25 protein-coding genes and 2 tRNA genes are annotated in these 26,999 nt (G+C 53.9%); 7 read left to right on the forward strand and 20 right to left on the reverse strand.

Annotated features, from left to right (window positions below; all coding sequences use genetic code 11):
• Nucleotides 1-4: 4 nt before the first annotated feature.
• The 8 genes from pnp to ACHH0Z_RS14165 form a co-directional block, all read right to left on the reverse strand.
• On the reverse strand, nucleotides 5-2,143 hold the full coding sequence (gene pnp / locus ACHH0Z_RS14130) for a polyribonucleotide nucleotidyltransferase (RefSeq protein WP_008501475.1): 2,139 nt from the start codon (nucleotides 2,141-2,143) through the stop codon (nucleotides 5-7).
• A gap of 242 nt (nucleotides 2,144-2,385) precedes the next feature.
• On the reverse strand, nucleotides 2,386-2,655 hold the full coding sequence (gene rpsO, locus ACHH0Z_RS14135) for a 30S ribosomal protein S15 (protein WP_003861789.1): 270 nt from the start codon (nucleotides 2,653-2,655) through the stop codon (nucleotides 2,386-2,388).
• 154 nt (nucleotides 2,656-2,809) lie between these two features.
• Nucleotides 2,810-3,760, reverse strand: a complete 951-nt coding sequence (truB, locus tag ACHH0Z_RS14140; RefSeq protein WP_025912549.1) for a tRNA pseudouridine(55) synthase TruB — start codon at nucleotides 3,758-3,760, stop codon at nucleotides 2,810-2,812.
• Nucleotides 3,760-4,164: a 30S ribosome-binding factor RbfA gene (gene rbfA / locus ACHH0Z_RS14145; protein WP_003024988.1), complete on the reverse strand. Its 405-nt coding sequence runs from the start codon at nucleotides 4,162-4,164 to the stop codon at nucleotides 3,760-3,762. The genes truB and rbfA overlap by 1 nt, the downstream gene beginning before the upstream one ends.
• Before the next feature lie 89 nt (nucleotides 4,165-4,253).
• On the reverse strand, nucleotides 4,254-6,941 hold the full coding sequence (gene infB, locus ACHH0Z_RS14150; protein WP_008501472.1) for a translation initiation factor IF-2: 2,688 nt from the start codon (nucleotides 6,939-6,941) through the stop codon (nucleotides 4,254-4,256).
• A 24-nt stretch (nucleotides 6,942-6,965) separates the two neighbouring features.
• On the reverse strand, nucleotides 6,966-8,468 hold the full coding sequence (gene nusA, locus ACHH0Z_RS14155; protein ID WP_003861798.1) for a transcription termination factor NusA: 1,503 nt from the start codon (nucleotides 8,466-8,468) through the stop codon (nucleotides 6,966-6,968).
• A gap of 28 nt (nucleotides 8,469-8,496) precedes the next feature.
• Nucleotides 8,497-8,949, reverse strand: a complete 453-nt coding sequence (gene rimP, locus ACHH0Z_RS14160; RefSeq protein ID WP_014833432.1) for a ribosome maturation factor RimP — start codon at nucleotides 8,947-8,949, stop codon at nucleotides 8,497-8,499.
• A gap of 207 nt (nucleotides 8,950-9,156) precedes the next feature.
• Nucleotides 9,157-9,233: transfer RNA gene (locus ACHH0Z_RS14165), tRNA-Met, on the reverse strand.
• A gap of 287 nt (nucleotides 9,234-9,520) precedes the next feature.
• Between ACHH0Z_RS14165 and argG the strand changes: the two genes are divergently transcribed.
• Nucleotides 9,521-10,867 (forward strand): argininosuccinate synthase, encoded by a 1,347-nt coding sequence (gene argG, locus ACHH0Z_RS14170; RefSeq protein ID WP_014833433.1) that lies wholly within the window; start codon nucleotides 9,521-9,523, stop codon nucleotides 10,865-10,867.
• 179 nt (nucleotides 10,868-11,046) lie between these two features.
• On the opposite strand, the gene ACHH0Z_RS14175 is transcribed toward argG, so the two are convergent.
• The 6 genes from ACHH0Z_RS14175 to rlmE form a co-directional block, all read right to left on the reverse strand.
• A tRNA-Leu gene (locus ACHH0Z_RS14175) sits at nucleotides 11,047-11,133 on the reverse strand.
• A 9-nt stretch (nucleotides 11,134-11,142) separates the two neighbouring features.
• On the reverse strand, nucleotides 11,143-11,475 hold the full coding sequence (gene secG / locus ACHH0Z_RS14180) for a preprotein translocase subunit SecG (protein ID WP_021242256.1): 333 nt from the start codon (nucleotides 11,473-11,475) through the stop codon (nucleotides 11,143-11,145).
• 223 nt (nucleotides 11,476-11,698) lie between these two features.
• Nucleotides 11,699-13,036, reverse strand: coding sequence for a phosphoglucosamine mutase (glmM, locus tag ACHH0Z_RS14185; protein WP_008501469.1), 1,338 nt, complete (start codon nucleotides 13,034-13,036; stop codon nucleotides 11,699-11,701).
• On the reverse strand, nucleotides 13,029-13,877 hold the full coding sequence (gene folP / locus ACHH0Z_RS14190) for a dihydropteroate synthase (RefSeq protein WP_008501468.1): 849 nt from the start codon (nucleotides 13,875-13,877) through the stop codon (nucleotides 13,029-13,031). Before folP ends, glmM begins: the two co-directional genes overlap by 8 nt.
• Nucleotides 13,878-13,975: 98 nt before the next feature.
• On the reverse strand, nucleotides 13,976-15,910 hold the full coding sequence (gene ftsH / locus ACHH0Z_RS14195; RefSeq protein WP_013098921.1) for an ATP-dependent zinc metalloprotease FtsH: 1,935 nt from the start codon (nucleotides 15,908-15,910) through the stop codon (nucleotides 13,976-13,978).
• 102 nt (nucleotides 15,911-16,012) lie between these two features.
• Nucleotides 16,013-16,639: a 23S rRNA (uridine(2552)-2'-O)-methyltransferase RlmE gene (gene rlmE / locus ACHH0Z_RS14200; protein WP_003861812.1), complete on the reverse strand. Its 627-nt coding sequence runs from the start codon at nucleotides 16,637-16,639 to the stop codon at nucleotides 16,013-16,015.
• Nucleotides 16,640-16,766: 127 nt separating this feature from the next.
• Between rlmE and yhbY the strand changes: the two genes are divergently transcribed.
• Nucleotides 16,767-17,060 carry a ribosome assembly RNA-binding protein YhbY gene (yhbY, locus tag ACHH0Z_RS14205; protein WP_003861814.1) on the forward strand — a complete coding sequence of 98 codons (294 nt, stop codon included), beginning with the start codon at nucleotides 16,767-16,769 and terminating at the stop codon, nucleotides 17,058-17,060.
• Between the two features lie 151 nt (nucleotides 17,061-17,211).
• On the opposite strand, the gene greA is transcribed toward yhbY, so the two are convergent.
• Nucleotides 17,212-17,688, reverse strand: a complete 477-nt coding sequence (gene greA / locus ACHH0Z_RS14210; RefSeq protein ID WP_045407055.1) for a transcription elongation factor GreA — start codon at nucleotides 17,686-17,688, stop codon at nucleotides 17,212-17,214.
• A 228-nt stretch (nucleotides 17,689-17,916) separates the two neighbouring features.
• On the opposite strand from greA, the gene dacB reads away from it, so the two are divergent.
• The 3 genes from dacB to pmrB are packed head-to-tail and all read left to right on the forward strand — an operon-like array spanning nucleotide 17,917 to nucleotide 21,055.
• A complete protein-coding gene (gene dacB, locus ACHH0Z_RS14215; RefSeq protein WP_045407059.1) occupies nucleotides 17,917-19,350 on the forward strand; it encodes a serine-type D-Ala-D-Ala carboxypeptidase in 1,434 nt (477 codons plus the stop codon).
• A gap of 2 nt (nucleotides 19,351-19,352) precedes the next feature.
• The gene (gene pmrA / locus ACHH0Z_RS14220; protein ID WP_008501465.1) at nucleotides 19,353-20,015 is read left to right on the forward strand and encodes a two-component system response regulator PmrA; all 663 of its coding nucleotides are present in this window, start codon (nucleotides 19,353-19,355) and stop codon (nucleotides 20,013-20,015) included.
• The gene (pmrB, locus tag ACHH0Z_RS14225) at nucleotides 20,012-21,055 is read left to right on the forward strand and encodes a two-component system sensor histidine kinase PmrB (RefSeq protein WP_045407062.1); all 1,044 of its coding nucleotides are present in this window, start codon (nucleotides 20,012-20,014) and stop codon (nucleotides 21,053-21,055) included. Before pmrA ends, pmrB begins: the two co-directional genes overlap by 4 nt.
• A gap of 34 nt (nucleotides 21,056-21,089) precedes the next feature.
• Here pmrB and cgtA read toward each other — a convergent pair whose 3' ends face one another.
• The 4 genes from cgtA to rplU form a co-directional block, all read right to left on the reverse strand.
• Complete coding sequence (cgtA, locus tag ACHH0Z_RS14230; RefSeq protein WP_021242261.1) at nucleotides 21,090-22,265, reverse strand: Obg family GTPase CgtA; 1,176 nt, start codon at nucleotides 22,263-22,265, stop codon at nucleotides 21,090-21,092.
• A gap of 15 nt (nucleotides 22,266-22,280) precedes the next feature.
• Nucleotides 22,281-23,246 carry a DMT family transporter gene (locus ACHH0Z_RS14235; protein WP_008501462.1) on the reverse strand — a complete coding sequence of 322 codons (966 nt, stop codon included), beginning with the start codon at nucleotides 23,244-23,246 and terminating at the stop codon, nucleotides 22,281-22,283.
• Nucleotides 23,247-23,342: 96 nt separating this feature from the next.
• The gene (gene rpmA, locus ACHH0Z_RS14240) at nucleotides 23,343-23,600 is read right to left on the reverse strand and encodes a 50S ribosomal protein L27 (protein WP_004385076.1); all 258 of its coding nucleotides are present in this window, start codon (nucleotides 23,598-23,600) and stop codon (nucleotides 23,343-23,345) included.
• Nucleotides 23,601-23,619: 19 nt separating this feature from the next.
• Nucleotides 23,620-23,931 (reverse strand): 50S ribosomal protein L21, encoded by a 312-nt coding sequence (rplU, locus tag ACHH0Z_RS14245; protein ID WP_003025032.1) that lies wholly within the window; start codon nucleotides 23,929-23,931, stop codon nucleotides 23,620-23,622.
• Between the two features lie 257 nt (nucleotides 23,932-24,188).
• On the opposite strand from rplU, the gene ispB reads away from it, so the two are divergent.
• Complete coding sequence (gene ispB, locus ACHH0Z_RS14250; RefSeq protein WP_008501461.1) at nucleotides 24,189-25,160, forward strand: octaprenyl diphosphate synthase; 972 nt, start codon at nucleotides 24,189-24,191, stop codon at nucleotides 25,158-25,160.
• A 229-nt stretch (nucleotides 25,161-25,389) separates the two neighbouring features.
• The gene (gene sfsB / locus ACHH0Z_RS14255) at nucleotides 25,390-25,677 is read left to right on the forward strand and encodes a DNA-binding transcriptional regulator SfsB (RefSeq protein ID WP_008501460.1); all 288 of its coding nucleotides are present in this window, start codon (nucleotides 25,390-25,392) and stop codon (nucleotides 25,675-25,677) included.
• Between the two features lie 60 nt (nucleotides 25,678-25,737).
• Here sfsB and murA read toward each other — a convergent pair whose 3' ends face one another.
• The gene (gene murA, locus ACHH0Z_RS14260) at nucleotides 25,738-26,997 is read right to left on the reverse strand and encodes a UDP-N-acetylglucosamine 1-carboxyvinyltransferase (protein WP_008501459.1); all 1,260 of its coding nucleotides are present in this window, start codon (nucleotides 26,995-26,997) and stop codon (nucleotides 25,738-25,740) included.
• Nucleotides 26,998-26,999 lie beyond the last annotated feature (2 nt).

Below are 26,999 nucleotides of genomic sequence, written 5' to 3' on the forward strand. Positions count from 1 at the left end.
CAACTTACTCGCCTTGCTGTTCTGCTGCCTGTGCTTCTGGCGCAGCAGCTGGCTGAGACTGCTCGGTTGCTTCTTTAATGCTCAGACGGATACGGCCCTGGCGATCGACTTCCAGAACTTTAACCGGCACTTCCTGCCCCATCTGCAGGTAATCGGTCACTTTCTCAACGCGCTTGTCAGCGATCTGAGAGATGTGAACCAGACCTTCTTTACCGCCGCCGATGGCAACGAACGCGCCAAAGTCAACGATACGGGTCACTTTACCTGCGTACACGCGGCCCACTTCGATTTCTGCAGTGATTTCTTCGATGCGACGGATCGCGAATTTCGCTTTCTCGCCGTCGGTTGCTGCGATCTTCACGGTACCGTCATCTTCGATTTCGATGGTGGTGCCGGTCTCTTCGGTCAGCGCACGGATTACGGAACCGCCCTTACCGATAACATCTTTGATCTTGTCTGGATTGATCTTGATGGTGTGAATACGCGGTGCGAATTCAGAGATATCACCGCGTGGCGCGTTGATAGCCTGTTCCATCACACCCAGGATGTGCAGACGTGCACCTTTAGCCTGGTTCAGCGCAACCTGCATGATCTCTTTGGTGATACCTTCAATTTTGATATCCATCTGCAGCGCAGAGATACCGTCGCGGGAACCCGCCACTTTGAAGTCCATATCGCCGAGGTGATCTTCGTCGCCCAGAATGTCAGACAGAACAACATAGTTGTCGCCTTCTTTCACCAGGCCCATTGCGATACCCGCAACGGCGGCTTTGATTGGCACGCCTGCATCCATCAGCGCCAGAGAGGCACCGCACACGGAAGCCATGGAAGAAGAACCGTTGGATTCGGTGATTTCAGACACCACACGTACGGTGTACGGGAATTTGTCTGCTTCTGGCATGACTGCCAGCACGCCGCGCTTCGCCAGACGACCGTGACCAATTTCACGACGCTTCGGCGAGCCAACCATACCGGTTTCGCCTACGGAGTACGGAGGGAAGTTGTAGTGGAACAGGAAGCTGTCAGTGCGCTCGCCCATCAGTTCGTCGATGATCTGCGCGTCACGGGCTGTACCCAGGGTCGCGGTAACCAGCGCCTGCGTTTCACCACGGGTGAACAGCGCAGAACCGTGAGTACGTGGCAGCACGCCAGTACGCACGTCCAGACCACGGATCATGTCTTTTTCACGGCCATCGATACGCGGCTCGCCTGCCAGCACGCGGCTACGAACAACGTTTTTCTCGATAGCGTGCAGGATTTCGCCAATTTCGTTAGCGTCCAGCGTTTCGTCTTCGGCAACCAGGGTCGCGGTTACTTCAGATTTGATCACATCAACCTGAGCGTAACGCTCCTGTTTGTCGGTGATGCGGTATGCATCGCTCAGACGAGATTCTGCCAGAGCTGCAACGCGTGCATTCAGCGCATCGTTAGCTGCTTCAGGCTGCCAGTCCCAACGTGGTTTACCGGCTTCTTTCACCAGGTCGTTGATGTTCTGGATAACAACCTGCTGCTGGTCATGGCCGAAGACCACAGCACCCAGCATCTGATCTTCGCTCAGCAGTTCAGCTTCGGATTCAACCATCAGCACAGCGGCTTCAGTACCCGCAACCACCAGGTCCAGCTTACTTTCTTTCAGCTCTTCCTGAGTTGGGTTCAGCACGTACTGGTCGTTGATGTAACCGACGCGCGCGGCACCGATTGGGCCATTGAATGGAATACCAGACAGTGACAGGGCAGCGGACGCACCGATCATCGCCACGATGTCCGGGTTAACCTGTGGGTTAACGGAAACAACGGTCGCGATAACCTGCACTTCGTTGACGAAGCCTTCCGGGAACAGCGGGCGAACCGGGCGGTCAATCAGACGCGCGATCAGGGTTTCGCCTTCGCTTGGACGGCCTTCACGACGGAAGAAACCACCCGGGATTTTACCGGCAGCGTAGGTACGCTCCTGGTAGTTAACGGTCAGCGGGAAGAAGTCCTGACCTGGTTTAGCTTTTTTCTGGCCAACAACGGTAACGAATACCGCGGTGTCATCCATGCTTACCATAACGGCAGCAGTCGCCTGACGTGCCATCATGCCAGTTTCCAGCGTGACGGTATGTTGACCATACTGGAATTTACGAACGATCGGATTCAGCAAAGTTCTGTCCTTTCTTAAATGTTTGACAGCACACCACCGGTGTGCTGTCGATTTGACCCGACCTTCTTCGCATCCTCGCGACTAATGACAACCAACACCCCCCTGGGTGAAGCCTCTCATTAGCCGCGCGAACCTCTGCAATGAAGATCATTTATAGCAACAATACAATAGTTTCCAGTGAATTGCTGCCGTCTGCTTGAAAAAAGGGGCCATCAGGCCCCCTTTTCTGAAACTCGCAAGACTTAGCGACGCAGACCCAGACGCTCGATCAGCGCGGTGTAGCGTGCAACATCTTTACGTTTCAGGTAGTCGAGCAGTTTACGACGCTGAGAAACCATACGCAGCAGACCACGACGGCTGTGGTGATCTTTTTTGTGCTCTGCAAAGTGACCCTGCAGGTGGTTAATCTGTGCAGTCAGCAGTGCAACCTGAACTTCGGTAGAACCGCTGTCGTTAGTACCACGACCAAACTCAGAAACGATTTTAGCTTTAGCTTCAACGCTTAGAGACATTTTCAAACTCCAAAGTATAAAGAATGTAAGGATGCCGATCTCTAATTCAGCAATCCCATGTACGCCCCGCAGATTGTTAAACAATTTACCAGGCGTTAAGCGGCGATATTCTACTCGTCTCCCCTGCTTATCGCAAGGTGAGCCGTTATTACCGTCACGCGTCGACCGGATATTCGACGACCAGACGACGCGGCGCAACGCGCCCTTCGCCATCCATTTCGCCCATGCCGATGAATTTCCCTTCGTCACCTTCGGTCACGCGTACCAGGCCTTCCAGCGGCGCATCTGACGTACGAACCGGGTTGCCGTTCTTAAAGTAAACGGACGATGTTAAAGGAAGATTAACAACCGGGAAGTCCGCAGCCGGACTGTCCATCGGCATCAGCAACGGATCCAGCAAATCTGCCGGCGCGATCCCCTGCGCTTCAGCCTGTTCAACCAGCTCGCGCAGATGTTCCAGGGTCACCATTCGCTCCACCGGGTACTTGCTCACCGCAAGGCGACGCAGGTAAATCACATGCGCGCCGCAGCCCAGCTTTTCACCGAGGTCATCAATGATGGTGCGAATATAGGTCCCTTTCGAACAGTGCACTTCCAGCTCCAGCTCATCACCTTCGTGGCGAATAAAGAGCAGCTCATACACGGTAATCGGACGGGCTTCACGCGGGACGTCGATGCCCTGGCGCGCATATTCGTAGAGTTTTTTGCCCTGATACTTTAGCGCCGAATACATCGACGGCACCTGCATCGTCTCCCCACGGAAGCTCTCCAGCGCCGCATCAAGCTGCTCCGCACTGAAGGTCACCGGACGCTCTTCCACGACCTGACCATCCGCGTCGGAGGTATCCGTGCGCTGGCCCAGCTTAGCGATAACGCGGTAACGCTTATCGGAGTCGAGCAGATACTGGGAAAACTTTGTCGCCTCTCCCAGGCAGATCGGCAGCATGCCGGTTGCCAGCGGATCGAGCGCGCCGGTGTGGCCCGCTCGGTTGGCGTTAAAAATACGCTTCACTTTTTGCAGCACGTCGTTGCTGGAAGCGCCCTGGGGTTTATCCAGCAGCAGCACACCATGCACGTCGCGACCACGACGACGAGGACGACTCATCAGTCCTCCTTGCTGTCGTCCGCCGGGTTAACACGACGCTCATCGTCATGTTTAACCACGCTGGTCACCAGGTTGGACATACGCATACCTTCGACCAGCGAGTTGTCGTAGAAGAAGGTCAGTTCAGGCACGATACGCAGGCGCATCGCTTTGCCGAGCAGAGAGCGGATGAAACCAGAGGCTTCCTGCAGCGCTTTAATGCCGTTCTTCACTGCGGCTTCGTCCTGATCGTTCAGGAAGGTGACGAACACTTTTGCGTAGGCCAAATCGCGGGACATTTCCACACCGGAAACGGTGGTCATCATGCCGACGCGCGGGTCTTTGATTTCACGTTGCAGAATGAGTGCGATCTCTTTCTGCATTTCCTGCGCTACGCGCTGAGGGCGACCAAATTCTTTCGCCATAATAAATTCTCCAGACAAAAAAGGGGCTAAAGCCCCTTTTTGAAATTATTGCCGGGTGGCGCGAGGCGATCCCGGCTTACAATCGGAAATTAAGCGATGGTACGCTGAATTTCGATGATCTCGAACACTTCGATCATATCGCCAACGCGAACGTCGTTGTAGTTCTTCACGCCGATACCACATTCCATGCCGTTACGGACTTCGTTAACGTCATCTTTGAAGCGTCGCAGGGATTCCAGCTCGCCTTCGTAGATAACCACGTTGTCACGCAGTACGCGGATTGGGTTGTGACGCTTGATGTTACCTTCGGTAACCATACAGCCCGCGATCGCACCGAATTTCGGTGATTTGAACACGTCACGTACTTCAGCCAGACCGATGATCTGCTGTTTCAGCTCAGGAGACAGCATACCGCTCATCGCTGCTTTCACTTCGTCGATCAGGTTATAGATGACGGAGTAGTAACGCAGATCCAGGCTTTCAGATTCAATCACTTTACGCGCAGAGGCATCCGCACGAACGTTGAAGCCAACCAGGATAGCGTTGGAGGCAGCAGCCAGGGTCGCGTCGGTTTCGGTGATACCACCTACGCCAGAACCGATGATCTTCACTTTCACTTCGTCGGTAGACAGTTTCAGCAAGGAGTCGGAGATCGCTTCCACAGAACCCTGAACGTCGGCTTTCAGAACGATGTTCACTTCGTGAACTTCGCCATCGGTCATGTTGGCAAACATGTTCTCGAGTTTAGATTTCTGCTGACGAGCCAGTTTAACTTCACGGAATTTGCCCTGACGATACAGTGCCACTTCACGCGCTTTCTTCTCGTCACGCACAACGGTCACTTCGTCACCAGCAGCCGGAACGCCGGACAGACCCAGGATTTCCACTGGAATGGACGGACCTGCTTCCAGCACTTCCTGACCCAGTTCGTTACGCATCGCACGAACGCGACCGTATTCGAAACCGCACAGAACGATATCGCCTTTATGCAGCGTACCTTCACGAACCAGAACGGTAGCAACAGGGCCACGTCCTTTATCCAGGAAGGATTCGATAACCGCACCGCTCGCCATACCGTTACGGATGGCTTTCAGCTCCAGAACTTCGGCCTGCAGCAGGATCGCGTCCAGCAGTTCGTCGATACCGGTACCCGCTTTCGCAGACACGTGTACGAACTGGCTTTCGCCGCCCCACTCTTCCGGCAGGATACCGTACTGGGAAAGTTCGTTTTTAACACGATCGGGATCCGCTTCTGGCTTATCGATCTTGTTCACTGCAACCACAACCGGCACACCCGCTGCTTTCGCGTGCTGGATAGCTTCGATGGTCTGCGGCATGACGCCGTCGTCTGCAGCAACAACCAGAACAACGATATCCGTCGCCTGAGCACCACGAGCACGCATGGAGGTAAACGCGGCGTGGCCTGGGGTATCCAGGAAGGTGATCATACCGTTGTCAGTTTCTACGTGGTATGCACCGATGTGCTGAGTAATACCACCCGCTTCGCCAGAGGCAACCTTGGTAGAGCGAATGTAGTCAAGCAGAGAGGTTTTACCGTGGTCAACGTGACCCATGATGGTCACTACCGGTGCGCGCGGTTCTGCCGCAGCACCTGTGTCACGGTCGCTCATTACTGCTTCTTCCAGCTCGTTTTCACGACGCAGGATAACTTTGTGGCCCATCTCTTCCGCAACCAGCTGTGCGGTTTCCTGATCGATCACCTGGTTGATGGTTGCCATCGCGCCCAGCTTCATCATTGCTTTGATGACCTGAGAGCCTTTAACCGCCATCTTGTTCGCCAGTTCGCCAACGGTAATGGTTTCGCCGATCACAACGTCACGGTTAACGGCCTGAGCAGGCTTCTGGAAGCCCTGCTGCAGAGCGGAACCTTTACGCTTGCCGCCTTTACCACCGCGAACAGCCGCACGTGCTTCTTCACGGTCAGCTTTGGATTCCGCGTGCTTGTTACCTTTTTTCGCCGGACGCGCTGCTTTTGCATTACGACCACGGCCACGGCCGCCTTCTACTTCACGGTCGTTATCATCTTCAGCCTGACGTGCGTGCTGAGAAGTGGTCACGTGATAGTCGCTGGTGTCTTCAGACTGCTCAGCGGTATCAACACCGTTCTTCTCATTTTCTTCTGCCATGCGACGCGCTTCTTCGGCGACGCGGCGAGCTTCTTCTTCCAGCTTACGGCGGGCTTCTTCTTCCGCTTTACGCTTCAGCTCGGCAGCTTCATTTTCACGGCGGGCTTTTTCAGCCTGGGCGGTTTTGGTCATTTCGTCTGTCTGTTGATTGCTCACTTTGTCTTTTTCCGCAGCGTCACGCTTCACTTTATCACTTGCGTCGCGTTTCGCTTTTTCTGCGGCCTCACGTTCAGCTTTTAATTCTGCTTCACGTTTAGCGGCTGCTTCCGCCTCACGCTGAGCTTGTTCTTCCGCTTCACGCTGTGCCTGCTCTTCCGCGGCAAGGCGTTCTGCCTCTTGCGGATCACGTTTTACAAAGGTGCGCGTCTTGCGGACTTCAATTTGTACCGATTTGCTTTTGCCACCGGTACCAGGGATGTTTAACGTGCTACGCGTTTTGCGCTGCAGCGTTAACTTGTCAGGCGTAGAGCCGTGTTCACGGTTCAGGTGCGTTAACAAGGTTTGTTTTTCTTGCGCGGTCACCGAGTCATCAGCGGACTTCGGGATCCCTGCATCAGCAAATTGCTGTACCAGGCGGTCCACGGAGGTCTGAATCTCAGCAGCCAGCGATTTTACAGTTACATCAGTCATGCTGTTCCTTCCTGCTACAGTTTATTACGCTTCGTCGCCGAACCAGCAAATATTACGTGCGGCCATGATGAGCTCGCCGGCTTTCTCGTCGGTTAAACCTTCGATATCAGCCAGGTCATCAACGCCTTGTTCAGCGAGATCTTCCAGCGTACAAACACCACGGGCAGCCAGCTTGAACGCAATCGCACGATCAAGACCTTCCAGATTCAGCAGGTCATCAGCCGGCTTCTTATCGCCAAGGCTTTCTTCCTGAGCCAGTGCCAGGGTGGTCAGTGCGTTTTTAGCGCGTTCACGCAGGGCTTCAACGGTTGGTTCATCCAGACCGTCAATTTCCAGCAGCTCTTTCATTGGCACATAGGCCAGTTCTTCCAGCGTAGAGAAACCTTCTTCAACCAGAACAGTGGCGAAATCTTCGTCAATATCCAGGTATTTGGTGAAGGTATCGATCGCCGCATGGGCTTCAGCCTGATGCTTAGCCTGCAGGTCATCAACGGTCATGACGTTGAGTTCCCAGCCGCTCAGCTGTGACGCCAGGCGTACGTTCTGACCGTTACGGCCGATTGCCTGCGCCAGGTTGCCCGCTTCAACAGCGATATCCATGGTGTGTTTGTCTTCGTCAACAACGATAGACGCCACATCAGCCGGAGCCATTGCGTTGATCACGAACTGCGCCGGGTTGTCATCCCACAGAACGATATCAATACGTTCGCCGCCCAGCTCAGTAGAAACTGCCTGGACACGCGCACCGCGCATACCGACGCAAGCACCGACCGGGTCGATACGCTTGTCGTTGGTTTTCACCGCAATTTTCGCACGGGAGCCCGGATCGCGAGCCGCCGCTTTAATTTCGATAACTTCTTCACCGATTTCCGGTACTTCGATACGGAACAGTTCTACCAGCATTTCTGGTTTAGAACGGGTCACGAACAGCTGCGCACCGCGAGCTTCTGGACGCACAGCGTACAGAACACCACGAATACGGTCGCCCGGACGGAAGTTTTCACGCGGCAGCATATCTTCACGCAGGATCACGGCTTCAGCGTTACCCGGCAACCCTTCGGATTTGATCTCCAGAGAGATGTTGTCGCGGTTCACTTTCTTCACCACGCCAGTGATGATTTCGCCTTCCTGATCGCGGAACTGATCGACAACCAGCGCGCGCTCGGCTTCGCGCACTTTCTGCACGATAACCTGTTTAGCGGTCTGGGTAGTGATACGGTCGAAGGTCACAGACTCAATCTGATCTTCAACGTAGTCACCCACGTTCAGACTTTCGTCTTCAAAACGGGCGGCTTCCAGCGTGATCTCTTTAGTCGGCTGGGTCACTTCTTCAACGATTACCCAACGACGGAATGTATCGAAGTCACCGCTTTTACGATCGATTTCTACGCGAACATCGATCTCTTGTTCGTATTTTTTCTTGGTTGCTGTAGCCAGTGCACTTTCCAGCGCTTCAAAAATCTTCTCACGCGGCAGTGATTTCTCGTTGGAGACGGCTTCAACAACAGCCAAAATTTCTTTGTTCATCGCGGGCTTTTCACCTCAATCCAGACTGTTAAAAGTGGGGAACCAGGTTCGCCTTCTGGATATTACTCAGCGCGAACACTTCATCTTTGCCTTCGACTGTCACCGTGATCATTTCACCATCAACGGCTTTGATAATTCCCTGCCATTTACGGCGGTTCTGTACGGCCATACGCAGAACGAGAGCCACTTCTTCACCGGTAAAGCGCACATAGTGCTCGGCCGTGAACATCGGGCGATCGAGGCCAGGTGAGGAAACTTCCAGGTTGTACGCAACGGTAATTGGGTCTTCAACATCAAGAACCGCACTCACCTGGTGGCTGACATCAGCACAATCATCAACATTGATGCCATCTTCACTATCAATATAGATGCGCAGCGTCGATGTACGGCCGCGAACGAATTCGATGCCGACCAGTTCGTAGCCCAGTGCTTCGACCGGTGCAGTAATCATCTCTGTTAATTTTTGCTCTAATGTGGACAAGCCCACCCCCAAGACATAAAAAAAGGGCGTAAAGCCCAGTTATTCTGTAGTCAGATAACAAAAAACCCCGATAAATCGGGGCTTTAGATAACTGAACCCTATAGCCACAACTGTGGCCTGGAGCACTCTCCGAAAGAATTTTTTCAAATCCAGCTACGAAGGCTCTAAGTCTTCACAGTATATTTGAAAAAGAACTTTATGGGAAAGTGGTTGCGGGGGCCGGATTTGAACCGACGACCTTCGGGTTATGAGCCCGACGAGCTACCAGGCTGCTCCACCCCGCGCCTGAAACGTGGCAAATTCTACGCGTTTTGGACAGAATTTGCAAATAATGCTGGGATTTGGTACCGAAGACGGGACGTAAAATCGGCGTTTAGTATATTGATAGTTGACCCCACCTGTCAAGGCGACTTCCGCCAGATCGATCAGACCAAAATTTTTACAAAAAACGCACGAGTCTCTTCCGGTATTCGCCAAAAGATGATTAAATGAATACTCACTTATTTTGCATAAAAATGCACAAGAGAGCGAAAGCGGTCTCTAATCAGTCAATCAAGCAGGGTTTTATTCTATGACGACGATTCTCAAGCATCTTCCGGTAGGACAACGTATTGGCATCGCTTTCTCAGGTGGCCTGGATACCAGCGCTGCACTGCTGTGGATGCGCCAGAAGGGAGCGGTTCCGTATGCTTATACTGCGAACCTGGGTCAGCCGGATGAGGACGACTATGATGCCATTCCTCGTCGCGCGAAAGAGTATGGTGCAGAGAACGCGCGCCTGATTGACTGCCGTAAGCAACTGGTCGCGGAAGGTATCGCGGCGATTCAGTGTGGTGCATTCCATAACACCACCGGCGGCCTGACCTATTTCAACACCACCCCGCTGGGCCGTGCGGTCACCGGTACCATGCTGGTTGCCGCCATGAAAGAAGACGGCGTCAACATCTGGGGTGATGGCAGCACCTATAAAGGAAACGATATTGAACGTTTCTATCGTTATGGCCTGCTGACCAACGCCGAATTGCAGATCTACAAACCGTGGCTGGATACCGACTTCATCGACGAGCTGGGTGGTCGTCATGAGATGTCCGAGTTTATGATCGCCTGCGGCTTTGACTATAAGATGTCCGTCGAGAAAGCTTACTCCACCGACTCCAACATGCTGGGTGCGACGCACGAAGCGAAAGACCTGGAATTCCTGAACTCCAGCGTGAAGATCGTTAACCCAATCATGGGCGTGAAGTTCTGGGATGAGAACGTGAAGATCCCGGCAGAAGAAGTGACCGTGCGTTTCGAACGTGGTCATCCGGTTGCGCTGAACGGCAAAACCTTCTCTGATGACGTTGAGCTGATGCTGGAAGCAAACCGTATTGGTGGTCGTCACGGCCTGGGCATGAGCGATCAGATTGAAAACCGTATCATCGAAGCGAAAAGCCGTGGCATCTATGAAGCTCCGGGAATGGCGCTGCTGCATATTGCTTACGAGCGTCTGCTGACTGGTATTCACAACGAAGACACCATTGAGCAGTATCACTCTCATGGCCGTCAGCTGGGCAAACTGCTGTATCAGGGCCGCTGGTTCGATCCGCAGGCGCTGATGCTGCGTGATGCGCTGCAGCGTTGGGTGGCGAGTGCAATTACCGGTGAAGTGACCCTGGAACTACGTCGCGGTAACGACTACTCCATCCTGAACACCGTGTCTGATAACCTGACCTATAAAGCAGAGCGTCTGACCATGGAGAAAGGTGAGTCAGTGTTTTCACCGGACGATCGTATTGGTCAGCTGACCATGCGTAACCTGGACATCACCGATACCCGGGAGAAGCTGTTCAACTATGTTGAGAATGGCCTGCTCTCCGCCAGTTCCGGTAACGGTCTGCCGCAGGTTGAGAACCTGGAACACAGCGATAAGAAATAATCGATAATGAAACATGCAAAAGGCGCCCAATGGGCGCCTTTTTGTTCAGCTTTTGTAGGGCGGGTAAGCGCAGCGCCACCCGCCATTTTGCCCGGTGGCGCTGCGCTTACCGGGCCTACGAACGGCAAAAGCTACAGACGAAAAAAAAGACGTCTTTCGACGTCTTTCTTCTGGAATATTGGTACCGAGGATGGGACTCGAACCCACAAGCCCGTTAGGGCACTACCACCTCAAGGTAGCGTGTCTACCAATTCCACCACCTCGGTACGGAATACTTACTGCGGTATATCGCTGGTTGGCTTAGCCGGTGCAGCTGGCTGAGTTTGCTCAGTTTTTGCTGGCGCGCTCAGGTTTTCCCACTCGCTTCCTTTGCTGGTCTTGTTGCTGTTGATATTGCCAAGCACCAGACTGATGATGAAGAACAGCGTCGCCAGAATCGCCGTCGTGCGGGTCATGAAGTTCGCAGAACCACTTGAACCGAACAGCGTACCGGAAGCGCCTGCTCCGAAGGAGGCTCCCATATCAGCGCCTTTACCTTGCTGCAGCATAATCAGCGCTACGAGAGCGATGGCTACAATAAGGAAAACAACTAAAAGAGCTTCGTACATAATCAACCTGTTCCTTGCGGATTTGCCGCATACCAATGCTTCGACCAATTAGCAGGATTTCTGTTTCCCACTGAAGCGGGTGTGAATACTAACCAAAGCGAATCACCTTCGCAAGGGCATTTTCGACGCATTGTATCAACTGCGGAAAAAAACAGCAAAAAGCCATTAATTGCTTAAAACAAAGGCGGCAAACGCCGCCTTTTTAAACATTTAGCGTGCAAGATTATGCAGCTTTAACAGCATCCGCAATACGGTGCGCAAATTCGGTTACCTGCGCTTCGTCTTCGCCTTCCACCATCACGCGGATCAGCGGTTCAGTACCAGACTTACGCAGCAGCACGCGACCACGGCTGCCCAGGGCCGCTTCAACGTCAGCCATTACCGCTTTCACGTTCTCATTTTCCAGCGGATCGCCTTTGCCGGCAGTGAAACGTACGTTTACCAGGATCTGTGGGAACATTTTCATGCCGCTACACAGATCGTGCAGGCTCATATGGTTTCGCGCCATGGCGGCAACCACCTGCAACGCGGCCACAATACCGTCACCGGTGGTGGTTTTGTCGAGCAGGATCACGTGACCTGAATTCTCAGCGCCGATACGCCAGCCCTTCTCCTGCAATTTTTCCAACACATAGCGGTCACCCACTTTCGCGCGAACGAACGGAATACCGAGCTGTTTAAGCGCCAGTTCCAGGCCCATGTTACTCATCAGCGTCCCGACCGCACCGCCGCGCAGCTGACCCTGACGCAGACCTTCACGCGCAATAATGTAGAGGATCTGGTCGCCGTCGACCTTGTTACCTTCGTGATCAACCATGATCACGCGGTCACCGTCGCCGTCCAGCGCAATACCCAGATCGGCTTTTTCTGCCAGCACGCGCGCCTGCAGGGCACGAACGTCCGTCGCACCGACCTGCTCGTTGATGTTCAGACCATCCGGCTCGCAGCCAATGGTGATTACTTTCGCACCCAGCTCGCGGAAGACATTCGGGGCGATGTGATAGGTCGCGCCATTTGCGCAGTCCACCACAATTTTGAGGTGGGCCAGGCTCAGCTCATTCGGGAAGGTGCCTTTACAGAATTCGATATAGCGACCCGCCGCATCAACGATACGGTTCGCTTTACCCAGCTCGGCGGAATCAACACAGGTGATCTCTTTTTCCATTTCAGCTTCAATGGCTTCTTCCACCTCATCCGGCAGCTTGGTGCCATCAATAGAGAAGAACTTAATGCCGTTGTCGTAGAACGGGTTGTGAGAGGCCGAGATAACAATCCCCGCTTCCGCACGGAAGGTGCGCGTCAGGTACGCGACTGCAGGCGTTGGCATTGGGCCTGTAAAAGAGGCGGACAGTCCAGCCGCCGCAAGCCCCGCTTCCAGCGCGGATTCCAGCATATAGCCGGAAATACGGGTGTCTTTACCGATGATAATTTTACGTGAGCCATGACGCGCCAGAACCTTGCCGGCAGCCCAGCCGAGCTTCAGGACAAAATCAGGGGTGATGGGAGCATCGCCTACGCGCCCGCGGATACCGTCGGTACCAAAATATTTACGATTACTCATAGCGTTTGTTTTCCTTCGCTGCCAGTGTGGCTTCCACCACACGCATGGCTTCTACTGTTTCTTTGACGTCATGGACACGAATGATGTGCGCCCCCTGCATCGCCGCAATCACCGCGCAGGCCAGGCTGCCGCTCAGGCGTTCGCTCGGGCCTACATTCAGCAACTGGCCAATCATCGATTTCCTCGACATCCCCACCAGCAGCGGCAGGCCAAAGTGATGAAATTCCGATAAGCGCGCAAGCAGCGCATAGTTGTGTGAGAGATTTTTACCGAAACCGAACCCCGGGTCGAGCAGCAATTTCTCTTTTGGGATACCGGCACGTTCACAACGTTCGATATGCTCAATAAAGAAGCGATTTACGTCGGCAAAGACATCGTCATACTTCGGCGCGTCCTGCATGGTTTTCGGTTGCCCCTGCATATGCATCAGGCAAACCGGCAGCCCGGTTTCCGCAGCCGCCTCAATCGCTCCCGGCTCGGTAAGTGAACGAATATCATTGATAATGTGAGCGCCCACTTTCGCCACTTCTCGGATGACTTCCGGTTTGGAGGTATCTACTGAGATCCACACTTCAAACCGCTGCGCGATTGCTTCAACGACCGGCACCACGCGCGCCAGCTCTTCTTCCACAGACACGTCCGCCGCACCGGGGCGCGTCGATTCGCCGCCAACATCAATGATGGTGGCACCTGCATTAATCATTAAATTCGCATGCTTAACCGCCTCGATAAGCGTGTTATGCGTGCCGCCGTCAGAGAAGGAGTCAGGGGTAACATTCAGGATCCCCATCACATGGGGATGTGAAAGATCGAGATGCGAGTCCTGAGCGAATAATTTCATGGCGGAATCCCTGATATTTAAATGGTTAAACAGAAATGAAAAACCCCGGAGCAAGCTCCAGGGTTTGAGGTACAAACAAACGCTTCAACAGCAGTGACTTACTTATCGCCCAACTGTTCTGACATGGTATTGCCCGGGTTTGGCGTACGCGGTTCATCAACCGGACGCGGCGCACGCGGGGTGCCATTGTTGTCAGAGTTATTGGAAGCGCCTGGGTCTTCCCAGCCTGCTGGCGGACGCACTTCGCGGCGCGCCATCAGGTCGTCAATCTGCGGTGCATCGATGGTCTCATATTTCATGAGCGCATCTTTCATGGAATGCAGAATGTCCATGTTGTCATTCAGGATCTGACGCGCGCGACCGTAGTTACGTTCAATCAGCGCTTTCACTTCCTGGTCGATGATACGAGCCGTTTCATCGGACATATGTTTCGCTTTTGCCACGGAGCGGCCCAGGAACACTTCGCCCTCTTCCTCTGCATAGAGCAGCGGACCGAGTTTGTCGGAGAAGCCCCACTGCGTCACCATGTTACGCGCCAGGTTTGTCGCCACTTTAATGTCGTTCGACGCACCGGTAGAAACATGTTCCGGACCGTAAATAATCTCTTCCGCCAGACGACCGCCGTACAGGGTTGAGATCTGGCTTTCCAGCTTCTGACGGCTGGCGCTGATCGCGTCGCCTTCAGGCAGGAAGAAGGTCACACCCAGCGCACGACCGCGCGGAATAATCGTCACTTTATGCACCGGATCGTGTTCCGGCACCAGGCGACCGATAATCGCGTGACCCGCTTCGTGGTAAGCCGTGGACTCTTTCTGCGCTTCCGTCATCACCATGGAGCGACGTTCCGCACCCATCATGATCTTATCTTTCGCTTTCTCGAACTCCACCATCGACACGACGCGCTTGTTACCGCGAGCGGCAAACAGTGCAGCTTCGTTGACCAGGTTAGCGAGATCCGCACCGGAGAAGCCCGGAGTACCGCGCGCAATGATTGCCGCATCGATATCTGGCGCCAGCGGTACGCGACGCATGTGGACTTTCAGAATCTGTTCACGACCGCGAACATCCGGCAGACCGACAACAACCTGACGGTCGAAACGGCCTGGACGCAGCAGCGCCGGGTCAAGTACGTCCGGACGGTTAGTTGCCGCGATAACGATGATACCTTCGTTACCTTCGAAGCCGTCCATCTCAACCAGCATCTGGTTCAGCGTCTGTTCACGTTCATCGTGACCACCGCCCAGACCTGCGCCACGCTGGCGGCCTACGGCGTCGATTTCATCGATGAAGATAATGCACGGTGCTGCCTTCTTGGCCTGCTCGAACATGTCACGCACACGAGATGCACCAACACCCACGAACATTTCAACGAAGTCAGAACCAGAAATAGTAAAGAACGGCACCTTCGCTTCACCCGCGATGGCTTTCGCCAGCAGGGTTTTACCGGTACCCGGAGGGCCAACCATCAGCACGCCTTTCGGGATCTTACCGCCCAGTTTCTGGAAACGGCTCGGCTCGCGCAGGTATTCAACCAGTTCACCCACCTCTTCTTTCGCTTCGTCACACCCGGCGACGTCTGCAAACGTGGTTTTGATCTGATCTTCCGTCAACATACGCGCCTTGCTCTTACCGAACGACATGGCACCTTTGCCACCGCCGCCCTGCATCTGGCGCATAAAGAAGATCCAGACGCCGATAAGCAGCAGCATCGGGAACCAGGAAATGAAGATAGAAGCCAACAGGCTTGGTTCTTCTGGCGGCTCGCCTACCACCTTGACGTTTTTGGTCAGAAGGTTATCAAGCAGCTTAGGATCGTTCACCGGGATGTAAGTCGTGTAACGGTTACTATCTTTCTTGGTAACGTTGATCTCACGTCCGTTGATACGCGCTTCGCGAACCTGGTCCTGATTGACCTCCTGCAGGAAGGTAGAATAATCCACCTTGCGGCCATTCGACTCGCTGGGCCCAAAGCTCTGGAATACTGACATCAGCACAACGGCAATGACCAGCCAGAGTATTAGGTTTTTCGCCATGTCACTCAAGGGATTAACCTCATATTACAACTGTGTTAAAAACAGCGTCAGGATACTCTATATCCAGTTTCATTCAAACTTTCGTCTGAAATCTCCCGGTTATCATTTTCGCCCGGTCGCTACAATATACACTTCACGGGAACGGGCCCGGGAAGAGTCCGGCTTACGAACTTTGACCTTCGCAAACAGGGAGCGAATTTCCTTAAGATACTCCTCGAAACCTTCGCCCTGAAACACCTTCACAACAAAACTACCACCAGGCGCTAGTACATCACGACACATTTCTAACGCTAGCTCCACCAGATACATGGCGCGGGGGATATCCACCGCCGGTGTTCCGCACATATTTGGTGCCATATCTGACATGACAACCTGGACCTTACTGTCACCTACACGATCAAGTAACGCTTTCAGCACTAATTCATCACGAAAGTCGCCCTGAAGGAAGTCGACACCGACGATGGGATCCATTGGTAAAAGATCGCACGCGATGATTCGGCCCGTTCCGCCGATCTGCGTTACCGCATACTGGGACCATCCGCCAGGTGCCGCACCGAGGTCAACAACCGTCATCCCCGGCTTAAAAAGTTTGTCACTTTGCTGTATTTCATCAAGTTTAAACCAGGCACGGGAACGCAACCCCTTTTTCTGTGCCTGTTGAACATATTTATCGCTAAAGTGTTCCTGAAGCCAGCGGCTGGAGCTGGCAGAACGCTTTTTACCTGTCATTTAACATTTCCGTCCTGGTTCATCGTTACTTGCCTGTGACGTAAATTTCTACGCAGCTATTTGGCGATATTAGGGAGATGGCGGTAGAATGAACCGTTTTCAATCCCAACGTAAGCAAAAATATACGATGAATCTGAGTACTAAACAAAAACAGCACCTTAAAGGTCTGGCACATCCGCTCAAGCCTGTAGTGATGCTTGGCAACAATGGTTTGACCGAAGGGGTGCTTGCCGAGATTGAACAAGCGCTGGAACACCACGAGCTGATCAAGGTGAAAATCGCCTCTGAAGACAGAGACACTAAAAACCTGATCGTGGAAGCCATCGTACGCGAAACCGGCGCCTGTAATGTACAGGTCATCGGTAAAACGCTGGTGCTCTACCGCCCATCTAAAGAGCGTAAAATCTCGCTGCCACGTTAAGGATATCCTGAATTAAACACATTTTCTGTGTGAAACGAGGGATTTCTGTCAGCAGGCGAGCAAAATGCCATGCTCCTTGAGTTGATAAAAGGCCGCTACGCGGCCTTTTTCTTTTCTTTACAATGTATCAACATCTTAGTAGAGAAGCGAATTACAGGTATTCAACCTTAATAATTTCGTACTCCACTTCACCGCCAGGGGTGCGGATGGTGACAACATCGTCCTGCTCTTTGCCAATCAGGCCGCGAGCAATCGGTGAGTTCACCGAAATCAGGTTCTGTTTGAAGTCAGCTTCATCATCACCCACGATGCGATAGGTCTGCTCTTCGTCGCTGTCCACGTTCAGCACGGTAACGGTTGAACCAAAAATCACACGGCCATTATTCGGCATTTTGGTGATATCGATAACCTGTGCATTGGACAGTTTTGCTTCGATATCTTTTATACGCCCTTCACAGAAGCCCTGCTGCTCACGCGCGGCGTGGTATTCAGCGTTCTCTTTCAGGTCGCCATGCTCACGCGCTTCCGCGATAGCGGCGATGATTTCAGGGCGACGTACGGATTTCAGAAAATCCAGCTCTTCGCGCAGTTTTTCGGCACCACGTAAGGTCATCGGAATAGCTTGCATTTGTTATACCTCTTAAACATTCCTGTTGGGAGCAGTGTTCCCTGCTCCAGCCCACCTGAACAGGCCAGAAGCAAAAAGAAAACCGACCCGGGAGCAACGCCCCAGGTCAGCAGCAATTTTTCAATTTGATACGCATTTTACCGCGAAGTTCACTATGGGTCATCGTTTACTTTGCAGTGCCATGCACCGTAGTATGACGGTTTGTTTTCGGGTTGTTAGCGCGAGATTATGCGATTTTCCAGTTTTATCATCGGATTGACTACCAGTATAACGTTCACCGCCCAGGCCGCGAATGTTGATGAGTACATTAATCAGCTTCCCGCAGGCGCGAACCTTGCCCTGATGGTGCAGAAGGTTGGCGCACAGGCTCCCGAGATTGACTATCACAGTCAACAGATGGCGCTGCCTGCCAGTACCCAAAAGGTGATCACCGCCCTCGCCGCTCTGCTCCAGCTCGGGCCTGACTTCCGTTTTACGACCACCCTTGAAACCAAAGGTCACGTCGAGGGTGGCGAACTGAAAGGCGATCTTATCGCCCGTTTTGGCGGCGATCCGACCTTTAAACGCCAGGATATCCGCAATATGGTTGCGGTGCTAAAAAAAACCGGCGTGCAGAAAATTGATGGCAATGTGCTGATCGACACGTCCATCTTTGCCAGCCACGACAAAGCTCCGGGCTGGCCGTGGAACGACATGACGCAGTGCTTTAGCGCCCCGCCCGCCGCCGCGATTGTTGACCGCAACTGCTTCTCGGTTTCGCTTTACAGTGCGCCAAAGCCGGATGATTTAGCATTTATCCGCATCGCGTCCTACTACCCGGTCACCATGTTTAGCCAGGTTCGCACGCTGGCCAAGGGTTCCCCCGATGCCCAGTATTGCGAACTGGATGTGGTGCCAGGCGACCTTAACCGCTTCACGCTCACCGGCTGCCTGACGCAGCGCGCCGATCCGCTGCCGCTGGCCTTTGCAATACAGGATGGCGCAAGCTATGCAGGCGCCATCCTGAAAGATGAGCTGAAACAAGCGGGAATAACCTATTCCGGCACCCTGCTTCGTCAGACGCAGGTCAACCAGCCCGGCACGGTCATCGCCAGCAAACAGTCTGCGCCGCTGCACGATTTACTGCGAATTATGCTGAAAAAGTCGGACAACATGATTGCCGATACGGTGTTCCGCATGATTGGCCACGCCCGTTTCGGCGTGCCGGGAACCTGGCGCGCGGGCTCAGACGCGGTGCGTCAGATTCTGCGCCAGCAGGCGGGGATCGACCTGGGTAATACCATCGCCGTCGATGGCTCCGGCCTGTCGCGCCATAATTTGATCTCTCCGGCCACGATGATGCAGGTGCTTCAGTACATTGCACAGCATGACACTGAGCTAAACTTTATTTCAATGCTGCCGCTGGCCGGACATGACGGTTCACTGCAGTACCGCGCAGGGCTTCACGCTGCCGGCGTGGATGGCAAAGTCTCCGCGAAAACAGGCTCACTGCAGGGGGTTTACAACCTTGCAGGCTTCATCACTACCGCCAGCGGACAGCGTATGGCATTCGTGCAGTATCTTTCCGGCTATGCCGTCGAACCGACCGATCAGCGCAATCGTCGTATTCCGCTGGTTCGCTTCGAAAGCAGGCTTTATAAGGACATCTACCAGAATAACTAGCGATGAAACTACTTATAGTTGAAGACGATCTGTTATTGCAGGAAGGGCTGGCGCTGGGGCTGGCCAATGAAGGGTATGCTCTCGACTGTGCAGGCACCGCAGCAGAGGCGGATGCCCTGATCCAGAGCGGCGAATACAGCCTGGTGATCCTCGATTTGGGCTTGCCGGATAAAGACGGCGCCACGCTGCTCAGCCAGTGGCGACGTCGCGGCATCAACAATCCCGTCCTGATCCTGACGGCACGTGATGCCATTGAAGATCGTATCACCGGCCTCGATGCAGGCGCAGATGATTATCTGGTGAAGCCTTTCGCGCTCGCGGAGCTGCAGGCACGGGTGCGAGCGTTGATTCGCCGTTATCAGGGCCATAGTGATAACTTACTGACCGACGGCGACATTACGCTGAATTTGCAAACCCAGCAGGTGCTGCAACAGGATCAGGCCGTAGAGGTCACGCCAAAAGAGTTCGCCTTGCTTACGCGTCTGATCATGCGCAGCGGGCAAACGGTACACAGAGAAACGCTCCAGCAGGATATCTACTCCTGGCAGGACGATCCCGGGTCAAATACCCTTGAGGTCCACATCCATAATCTGCGGCGTAAGCTCGGCAAAGACAGGATCAAAACCGTTCGCGGCGTCGGCTATCGTCTGGAGAGCCAGAAATGAACAGCATGCGTCGGCGTCTGATGGTACTGCTGGCGGTCATTCTCCTGTTTTTCCAGCTGATAAGCGTCATCTGGCTATGGCATGAAAGCCGTGAACAGATTGGTTTTCTGGTCAACGAAACGCTGTCAGCGAAAGCGCGCAATAATCACGTTGAGAAAGAGATACGCGAAGCGATTGCCTCGCTGCTGGTCCCTTCTCTGGTGATGGTTGGCTTTACCCTGCTCTTCTCTTTCTGGGCGGTCACCTGGATAACCCGGCCGCTGAATAAACTCCGCGCCAGCCTCGCTAATCGTTCAGCCGATAACTTAACCCCGCTTCCCATGTATTCCGACATGGAAGAAATTGGCGCGGTGACGACCTCCCTGAACCAGCTGCTGGCCCGGCTGGATAGCACCATTAAGCAGGAACGTCTCTTCACTGCAGACGCCGCTCACGAGCTGAGAACGCCTCTTGCTGGCATCCGGCTCCATCTGGAGCTGATGTCGCAGTCAGGTGCGCCACAGGCCGCCACGCTGATTAGCCGTATCGATCAGCTCATGCATACCGTCGAACAGCTGCTGATGCTGGCCCGGGCCGGACAGGCCATGGCGAGCGGACACTACGAAACCGTGAACTGGACGGAAAATATCATTGAACCTCTCGGCCTGGGGCATGAAGCCAAAGAGCATACGGTGATTTGGCCCGCTAAAAGCGCGCTCACGGTTCAGGGAGACGCCGTTCTCCTGCGCCTCATGCTGCGCAACCTGCTGGAGAATGCCGGGCGCTACAGCCCGGCAGGGACAACGATTACAGTGACATTAACCGAGGTCGACGGCGGGACGCAGATTAGCGTTATCGATCAGGGTCCTGGAATTGATGAAGCGCACCGACAGTCAATTACCGAGCCGTTCCGCCGTCTTGACCAGCGCTACGGAGGCAGTGGGCTGGGCCTGAGCATCGTGCAGCGCATCCTCCAGCTCCATCACGGCAGGCTAACGCTTGAGAATGGCGCTGAAGGTGGCTTAATCGCCAGCTGCTGGCTGCCCGCAACGCTGGAATAAAAAAAGCCCCCATAACGGGGGCTTTGAACAGCGATTAGTGCTTGTAGATGAACTCGACGCCTTCTTCGTCGTCTTCATCCCAGTCATCATCCCAGTCTTCATCATCTTCTTCCGCTTCCAGCTCTTCGAGCTGCTGGCGGTGGTAGTCATCCCACATGAATTCGACTTTTTCAGGCTGTTTGACTTCTTCCGCCTGAACAATTGGGTTCTCAATGATGAAGGTCATCACATCCCAGCACAGATCTTTCACGCCAACCTGGCTTGCCGCAGAGATCAGGTAGTATTTATCTTCCCAACCCATCGCTTCAGCAATGGCTTTCGCTTTTGCTTCCGCTTCGGCTTTGTCCATCAGGTCGATCTTGTTGAAGACCAGCCAGCGTGGTTTGTTCGCCAGTTTCTCGCTGTATTTCTCCAGCTCGCCAACGATGATGCGGGCGTTTTCAACCGGATCGGAACCGTCGATAGGATCGATATCAATGAGGTGCAGCAGCACGCGGCAGCGCTCAAGGTGTTTCAGGAAGCGAATACCCAGACCCGCCCCTTCCGCGGCGCCTTCAATCAGGCCCGGAATATCGGCGACCACGAAGCTCTTCTCGTTATCCATACGGACAACGCCCAGGCTTGGTACCAGCGTGGTAAATGGATAATCAGCCACTTTTGGCTTCGCCGCAGAAACCGCGCGAATAAACGTCGATTTACCTGCGTTTGGCATACCCAGCATGCCCACGTCAGCCAGAAGCATCAGTTCCAGCTGCAGGTCGCGCTTATCGCCCGGTGTACCCATCGTTTTCTGACGCGGCGTACGGTTAACGGACGATTTGAAACGGCTGTTACCCAGACCGTGCCAGCCGCCTTTCGCCACCATCAGGCGCTGACCGTGTTTGGTCATGTCGCCCATGGTTTCACCCGTCCCCTGGTCAATCACACGCGTACCGACCGGAACTTTAATGGTGACGTCTTTACCGCGTTTCCCGGTACAGTCACGGCTCTGGCCGTTCTGGCCGCGTTCAGCGCGGAAGGATTTTTCGAAACGGTAGTCGATCAGCGTGTTGAGGTTCTCATCCGCCTCCAGCCACACGTCACCACCATCCCCACCGTCGCCGCCATCAGGACCGCCACGAGGGATATACTTTTCACGGCGGAAGCTCACGCAACCGTTGCCGCCATCACCAGCCACGACCAGGATCGTCGCTTCATCAACAAACTTCATTTTACTCTCCGTAACTCATTCGCCTGAGCGGGGGACTACTACAACCGCTTCATTTTTGCGCCAACGTCCCCAAAGACGATGACCAATGGCGGAATACATCGCGCCCGCAACCACGACAAACGCACCGAGATAACCCAACAGGTTGAGCATCGGTCTGACGAAGACATCGGGCCAGGCCATTGATAACAAATCTGAAAATAACAGCGTAAACAGCGGGGTAAGCGTGATCAACGCGCTCACCTGTGCTGCCTGCCAGCGCGCCATCGCTTCGGCCAGCGCGCCATAACCGACCAGCGTGTTCAGCCCACAAAAAATGAGGCACGCCAGTTGCCAGTCGCTAAGCTGGGTAATCACGCCCGGCTTCGCTAATGGCAGCAATGCTATTGTACACAAAGTGTACAGCAAAAAGAGGATCTGCTGTGAGGCAAGCCGACGCAATAACACCTTTTGCGCGACGCCATAGCTCACCCAGACCGTTGCTGCCCCCACACCGAAAATGACACCCCAGGTGTAATCCGTCAGGCGGGTAAAAATCTCGATCAGACTGGTGTTGAAGAACATCACCAGACCGCACAACAGCATGCTCGCCCCGATAATCTGCGTACCGCGCATCTTCTCCTTGAGGATAAAGACGCTGGCGACCATCATGCCCACCGGCGAAAGCTGACCAATCACCTGCGACGCCGTGGGGCTGAGATATTGCAGGGAAGAGCTGAACAGGATGAAGTTACCGAACAGACCGCCCGTCGCGATAGCCAGCAATACCAGCCAGCGCGGTTTACGGAAGAGCCGCAAGGGTGGAAGCTTACCTTTGATGGCCAGAATCGCCCCGAGGCCGATGCTTGCCATCAGAAAGCGATAAAAGACCACCGTAGGCGGCTCCATCACTTCCAGTACCTGCTTCATTGCAATTGGCAGCGCACCCCAGCACATTGCGGTTGTGAGCGCCAAAAGAATTCCTATGCCGGCCTGCTGCTTCATGCCCGTTTTCCCTACAGAAAAAATTACCGGGTTTCCAATGTAAAAAGCCCCGCAACAGGGTGCGGGGCTTTAATCCGTTACCGGACCGAGAAAACCTTACTCAGCAACGATGCTGATGTATTTACGGTTGTTCGGGCCTTTAACTTCAAATTTCACTTTACCGTCTGCTTTAGCAAACAGAGTGTGGTCACGACCGCAACCTACGTTGTTGCCAGCGTGGAATTTGGTACCACGTTGACGAACGATGATGCTACCCGCCAGAACGGATTCGCCACCGAAACGCTTAACGCCCAGGCGTTTAGCTTCTGAATCGCGACCGTTACGTGTGGAGCCGCCAGCCTTTTTATGTGCCATTTAAATCTCTCCTCAGGTCTTAGGCGCTGATGCCAGTAATTTTCACATCAGTGAACCACTGACGGTGGCCCTGCTGCTTACGGTAGTGCTTACGACGACGAAACTTAACGATTTTAACTTTCTCGCCACGACCGTGTGCAACAACTTCAGCTTTGATAACGCCGCCATCAACGAAAGGAACGCCGATTTTGACTTCTTCACCGTTTGCGATCATCAGAACTTCTGCGAACTCAACAGATTCGCCAGTTGCGATGTCCAGCTTTTCCAGGCGAACGGTCTGACCTTCGCTTACTCGGTGTTGTTTACCACCACTTTGGAAAACCGCGTACATATAAACTCCGCTTCCGCGCACGTCCTCGTATGAATCAGAGTGCGCTATAAATATTCACAATAGGGCGCGAATATTACGCAAAACGCGAGCCTTTGACAAGTGCTACCGTCAATACATGAAGAAAAAAAACACAACACGTACGGTAACGTTTATCTGAGCCGTTTTTTCAGTACAATCAGCACTAGTATTGATAAACCGAAACCCTTCGTTACCCCATTGAAGATGGGATCAACAGGATAAAAAGCCCGGCTTTTGCGATGAATTTAGAAAAAATCAACGAGTTAACCGCGCAAGATATGGCGGGTGTGAATGCAGCAATCCTGGAGCAACTCAACTCTGACGTTCAGCTGATCAATCAGTTGGGCTATTACATTGTCAGCGGCGGCGGTAAACGCATTCGTCCGATGATTGCCATTCTGGCTGCCAGAGCCGTTGGCTATCAGGGAAATGCCCACATCACTATCGCCGCGCTCATCGAATTTATCCACACGGCGACGCTTCTGCACGACGATGTGGTGGATGAATCGGATATGCGTCGTGGCAAAGCCACGGCAAACGCCGCGTTCGGGAACGCAGCCAGCGTCCTGGTGGGGGATTTTATTTATACCCGCGCCTTCCAGATGATGACCAGCCTGGGTTCCCTGAAAGTGCTGGAAGTGATGTCCGAAGCCGTTAACGTCATCGCTGAAGGCGAAGTGCTCCAGCTGATGAACGTCAACGACCCGGACATCACTGAAGAAAACTACATGCGCGTCATCTACAGCAAAACCGCGCGCCTGTTTGAAGCGGCGGCCCAGTGTTCCGGCATTTTGGCGGGCTGTACCGAAGCGCAGGAAAAAGGCCTGCAGGACTATGGCCGCTATCTGGGCACAGCCTTCCAGCTGATTGACGATCTGCTGGACTACAGTGCGGACGGCGAGACGCTCGGCAAAAACGTTGGCGATGACCTGAACGAAGGCAAACCGACCCTGCCGCTGCTCCACGCCATGCGTAACGGAACGGCCGACCAGGCGAAGATGATCCGTGAAGCGATTGAGCAGGGAAATGGCCGCCATCTTCTGGAACCTGTACTGGAAACCATGGCAATCTGCGGATCGCTCGAATGGACGCGTCAGCGTGCAGAAGAAGAAGCCGACAAGGCCATCGAGGCCCTTCAGGTCATTCCAGACAGCCCATGGCGCGAGGCACTGATTGGCCTTGCCCACATCGCCGTTCAGCGCGACCGTTAATCTCCCTTTTTCTCCCCGCGATCCTGGCGGGGAGATTCCAGTACACACCAGTAAATTCCGCGTTCATGTAAATTCATCGGTTTAGAGACCGCATGAATAAAGCCATGTCTTATTCTGAATATTCCTTCAAGTAACGCGAACTTTTTAGAACAAGAGTTCGAAATGGGTATAGTAAACCCGTCGTTTCAGAAGAAACGGCGTAGGTGAATCCGAACTTAAGGACGGCGTTATGGATACGAAATTTATTGACTGGCACACGGCTGATATTATTGCCGCACTGCGCAAAAAAGGCACTTCACTGGCAGCAGAGTCCCGCCGCCATGGACTGAGTTCTTCAACTCTGGCAAACGCCCTCACCCGCCCCTGGCCAAAAGGAGAATTAATTATCGCAACGGCGCTGGACACGCATCCGTGGGTGATTTGGCCTTCGCGCTACCACGATCCTGTCACCCATGAATTTATCGACAGATCGCGCATGATTCGCCAGAGAAAAGTAAAAAAAGAATCGCAGGAATAAGTTTTTTTTGACAGGAACAGCAACCCCCCGGTCATTTCTGGCAGGGGGCTGCCGGAACGATTACTCGCCCTTCACACGCTCGATATTGGCACCCAGCGCGCGCAGTTTATCTTCGATACGCTCATAGCCACGATCGATGTGATAAATACGATCCACGATCGTTGTGCCTTCCGCGATACAACCCGCCAATACCAGGCTGGCAGACGCACGCAGATCGGTTGCCATCACCTGAGCACCGGACAGTTTCTCAACGCCGTGGCAAATCACGGTATTACTTTCGATCTCGGCACGTGCCCCCATACGGATCAGTTCCGGTACGTGCATAAAGCGGTTCTCGAAAATGGTTTCCGTGATAAAGCCGGTCCCTTCGGCGACCAGGTTCAACAAGGTGAACTGTGCCTGCATGTCAGTTGGGAACGCCGGATGCGGTGCCGTACGCACATTGACCGCTTTTGGACGCTGTCCATGCATATCAAGGCTGATCCAGTCTTCACCGATTTCGATATCCGCGCCCGCATCGCGCAGTTTCGCCAGCACCGCATCCAGGGTATCTGGCTGCGCGTTGCGACAAACAATTTTCCCGCCAGAGATCGCAGCAGCGATCAGGAAGGTACCGGTTTCGATACGGTCCGGCAGTACGCGATAGACACCCCCGCCCAGACGCTCAACGCCTTCGATGGTGATGCGGTCGGTACCCTGACCGGAGATCTTCGCACCCAGCGCCACGAGGAAGTTGGCAGTATCCACAATCTCCGGTTCACGCGCGGCGTTTTCAATGATCGTGGTCCCTTCTGCCAGCGTTGCCGCAGACATAATGGTCACCGTTGCACCCACGCTCACTTTGTCCATAACAATGTGCGCGCCTTTCAGACGACCATTGACGGACGCTTTAACGTAGCCTTCTTCCAGCTTGATCTCTGCGCCCAGTTTTTCCAGGCCAAAGATGTGCAGGTCAACCGGACGCGCACCGATAGCGCAACCGCCCGGCAGCGAAACCTGACCCTGACCGAAACGCGCCACCAGCGGGCCAAGCGCCCAGATGGAAGCACGCATGGTTTTCACCAGATCGTAAGGGGCAGAGAAGTTATTCACCTTGCTGGCGTCGATCCAGACGGAACCGTTACGCTCGACTTTCGTGCCCAACTGGGTGAGCAGCTTCATGGTGGTGTCGATATCTTTCAGCTTCGGTACGTTCTGAATCTCTACTGGCTCTTCCGCAAGCAGCGCAGCAAAGAGGATGGGCAGCGCGGCGTTTTTCGCGCCAGAAATTGTGACTTCGCCCTGGAGACGCGTTGGCCCCTGTACACGAAATTTATCCATGG

It is taken from the genome of Enterobacter cloacae complex sp. 2024EL-00227 (assembly GCF_043945315.1).
Lineage (GTDB): Bacteria > Pseudomonadota > Gammaproteobacteria > Enterobacterales > Enterobacteriaceae > Enterobacter > Enterobacter roggenkampii.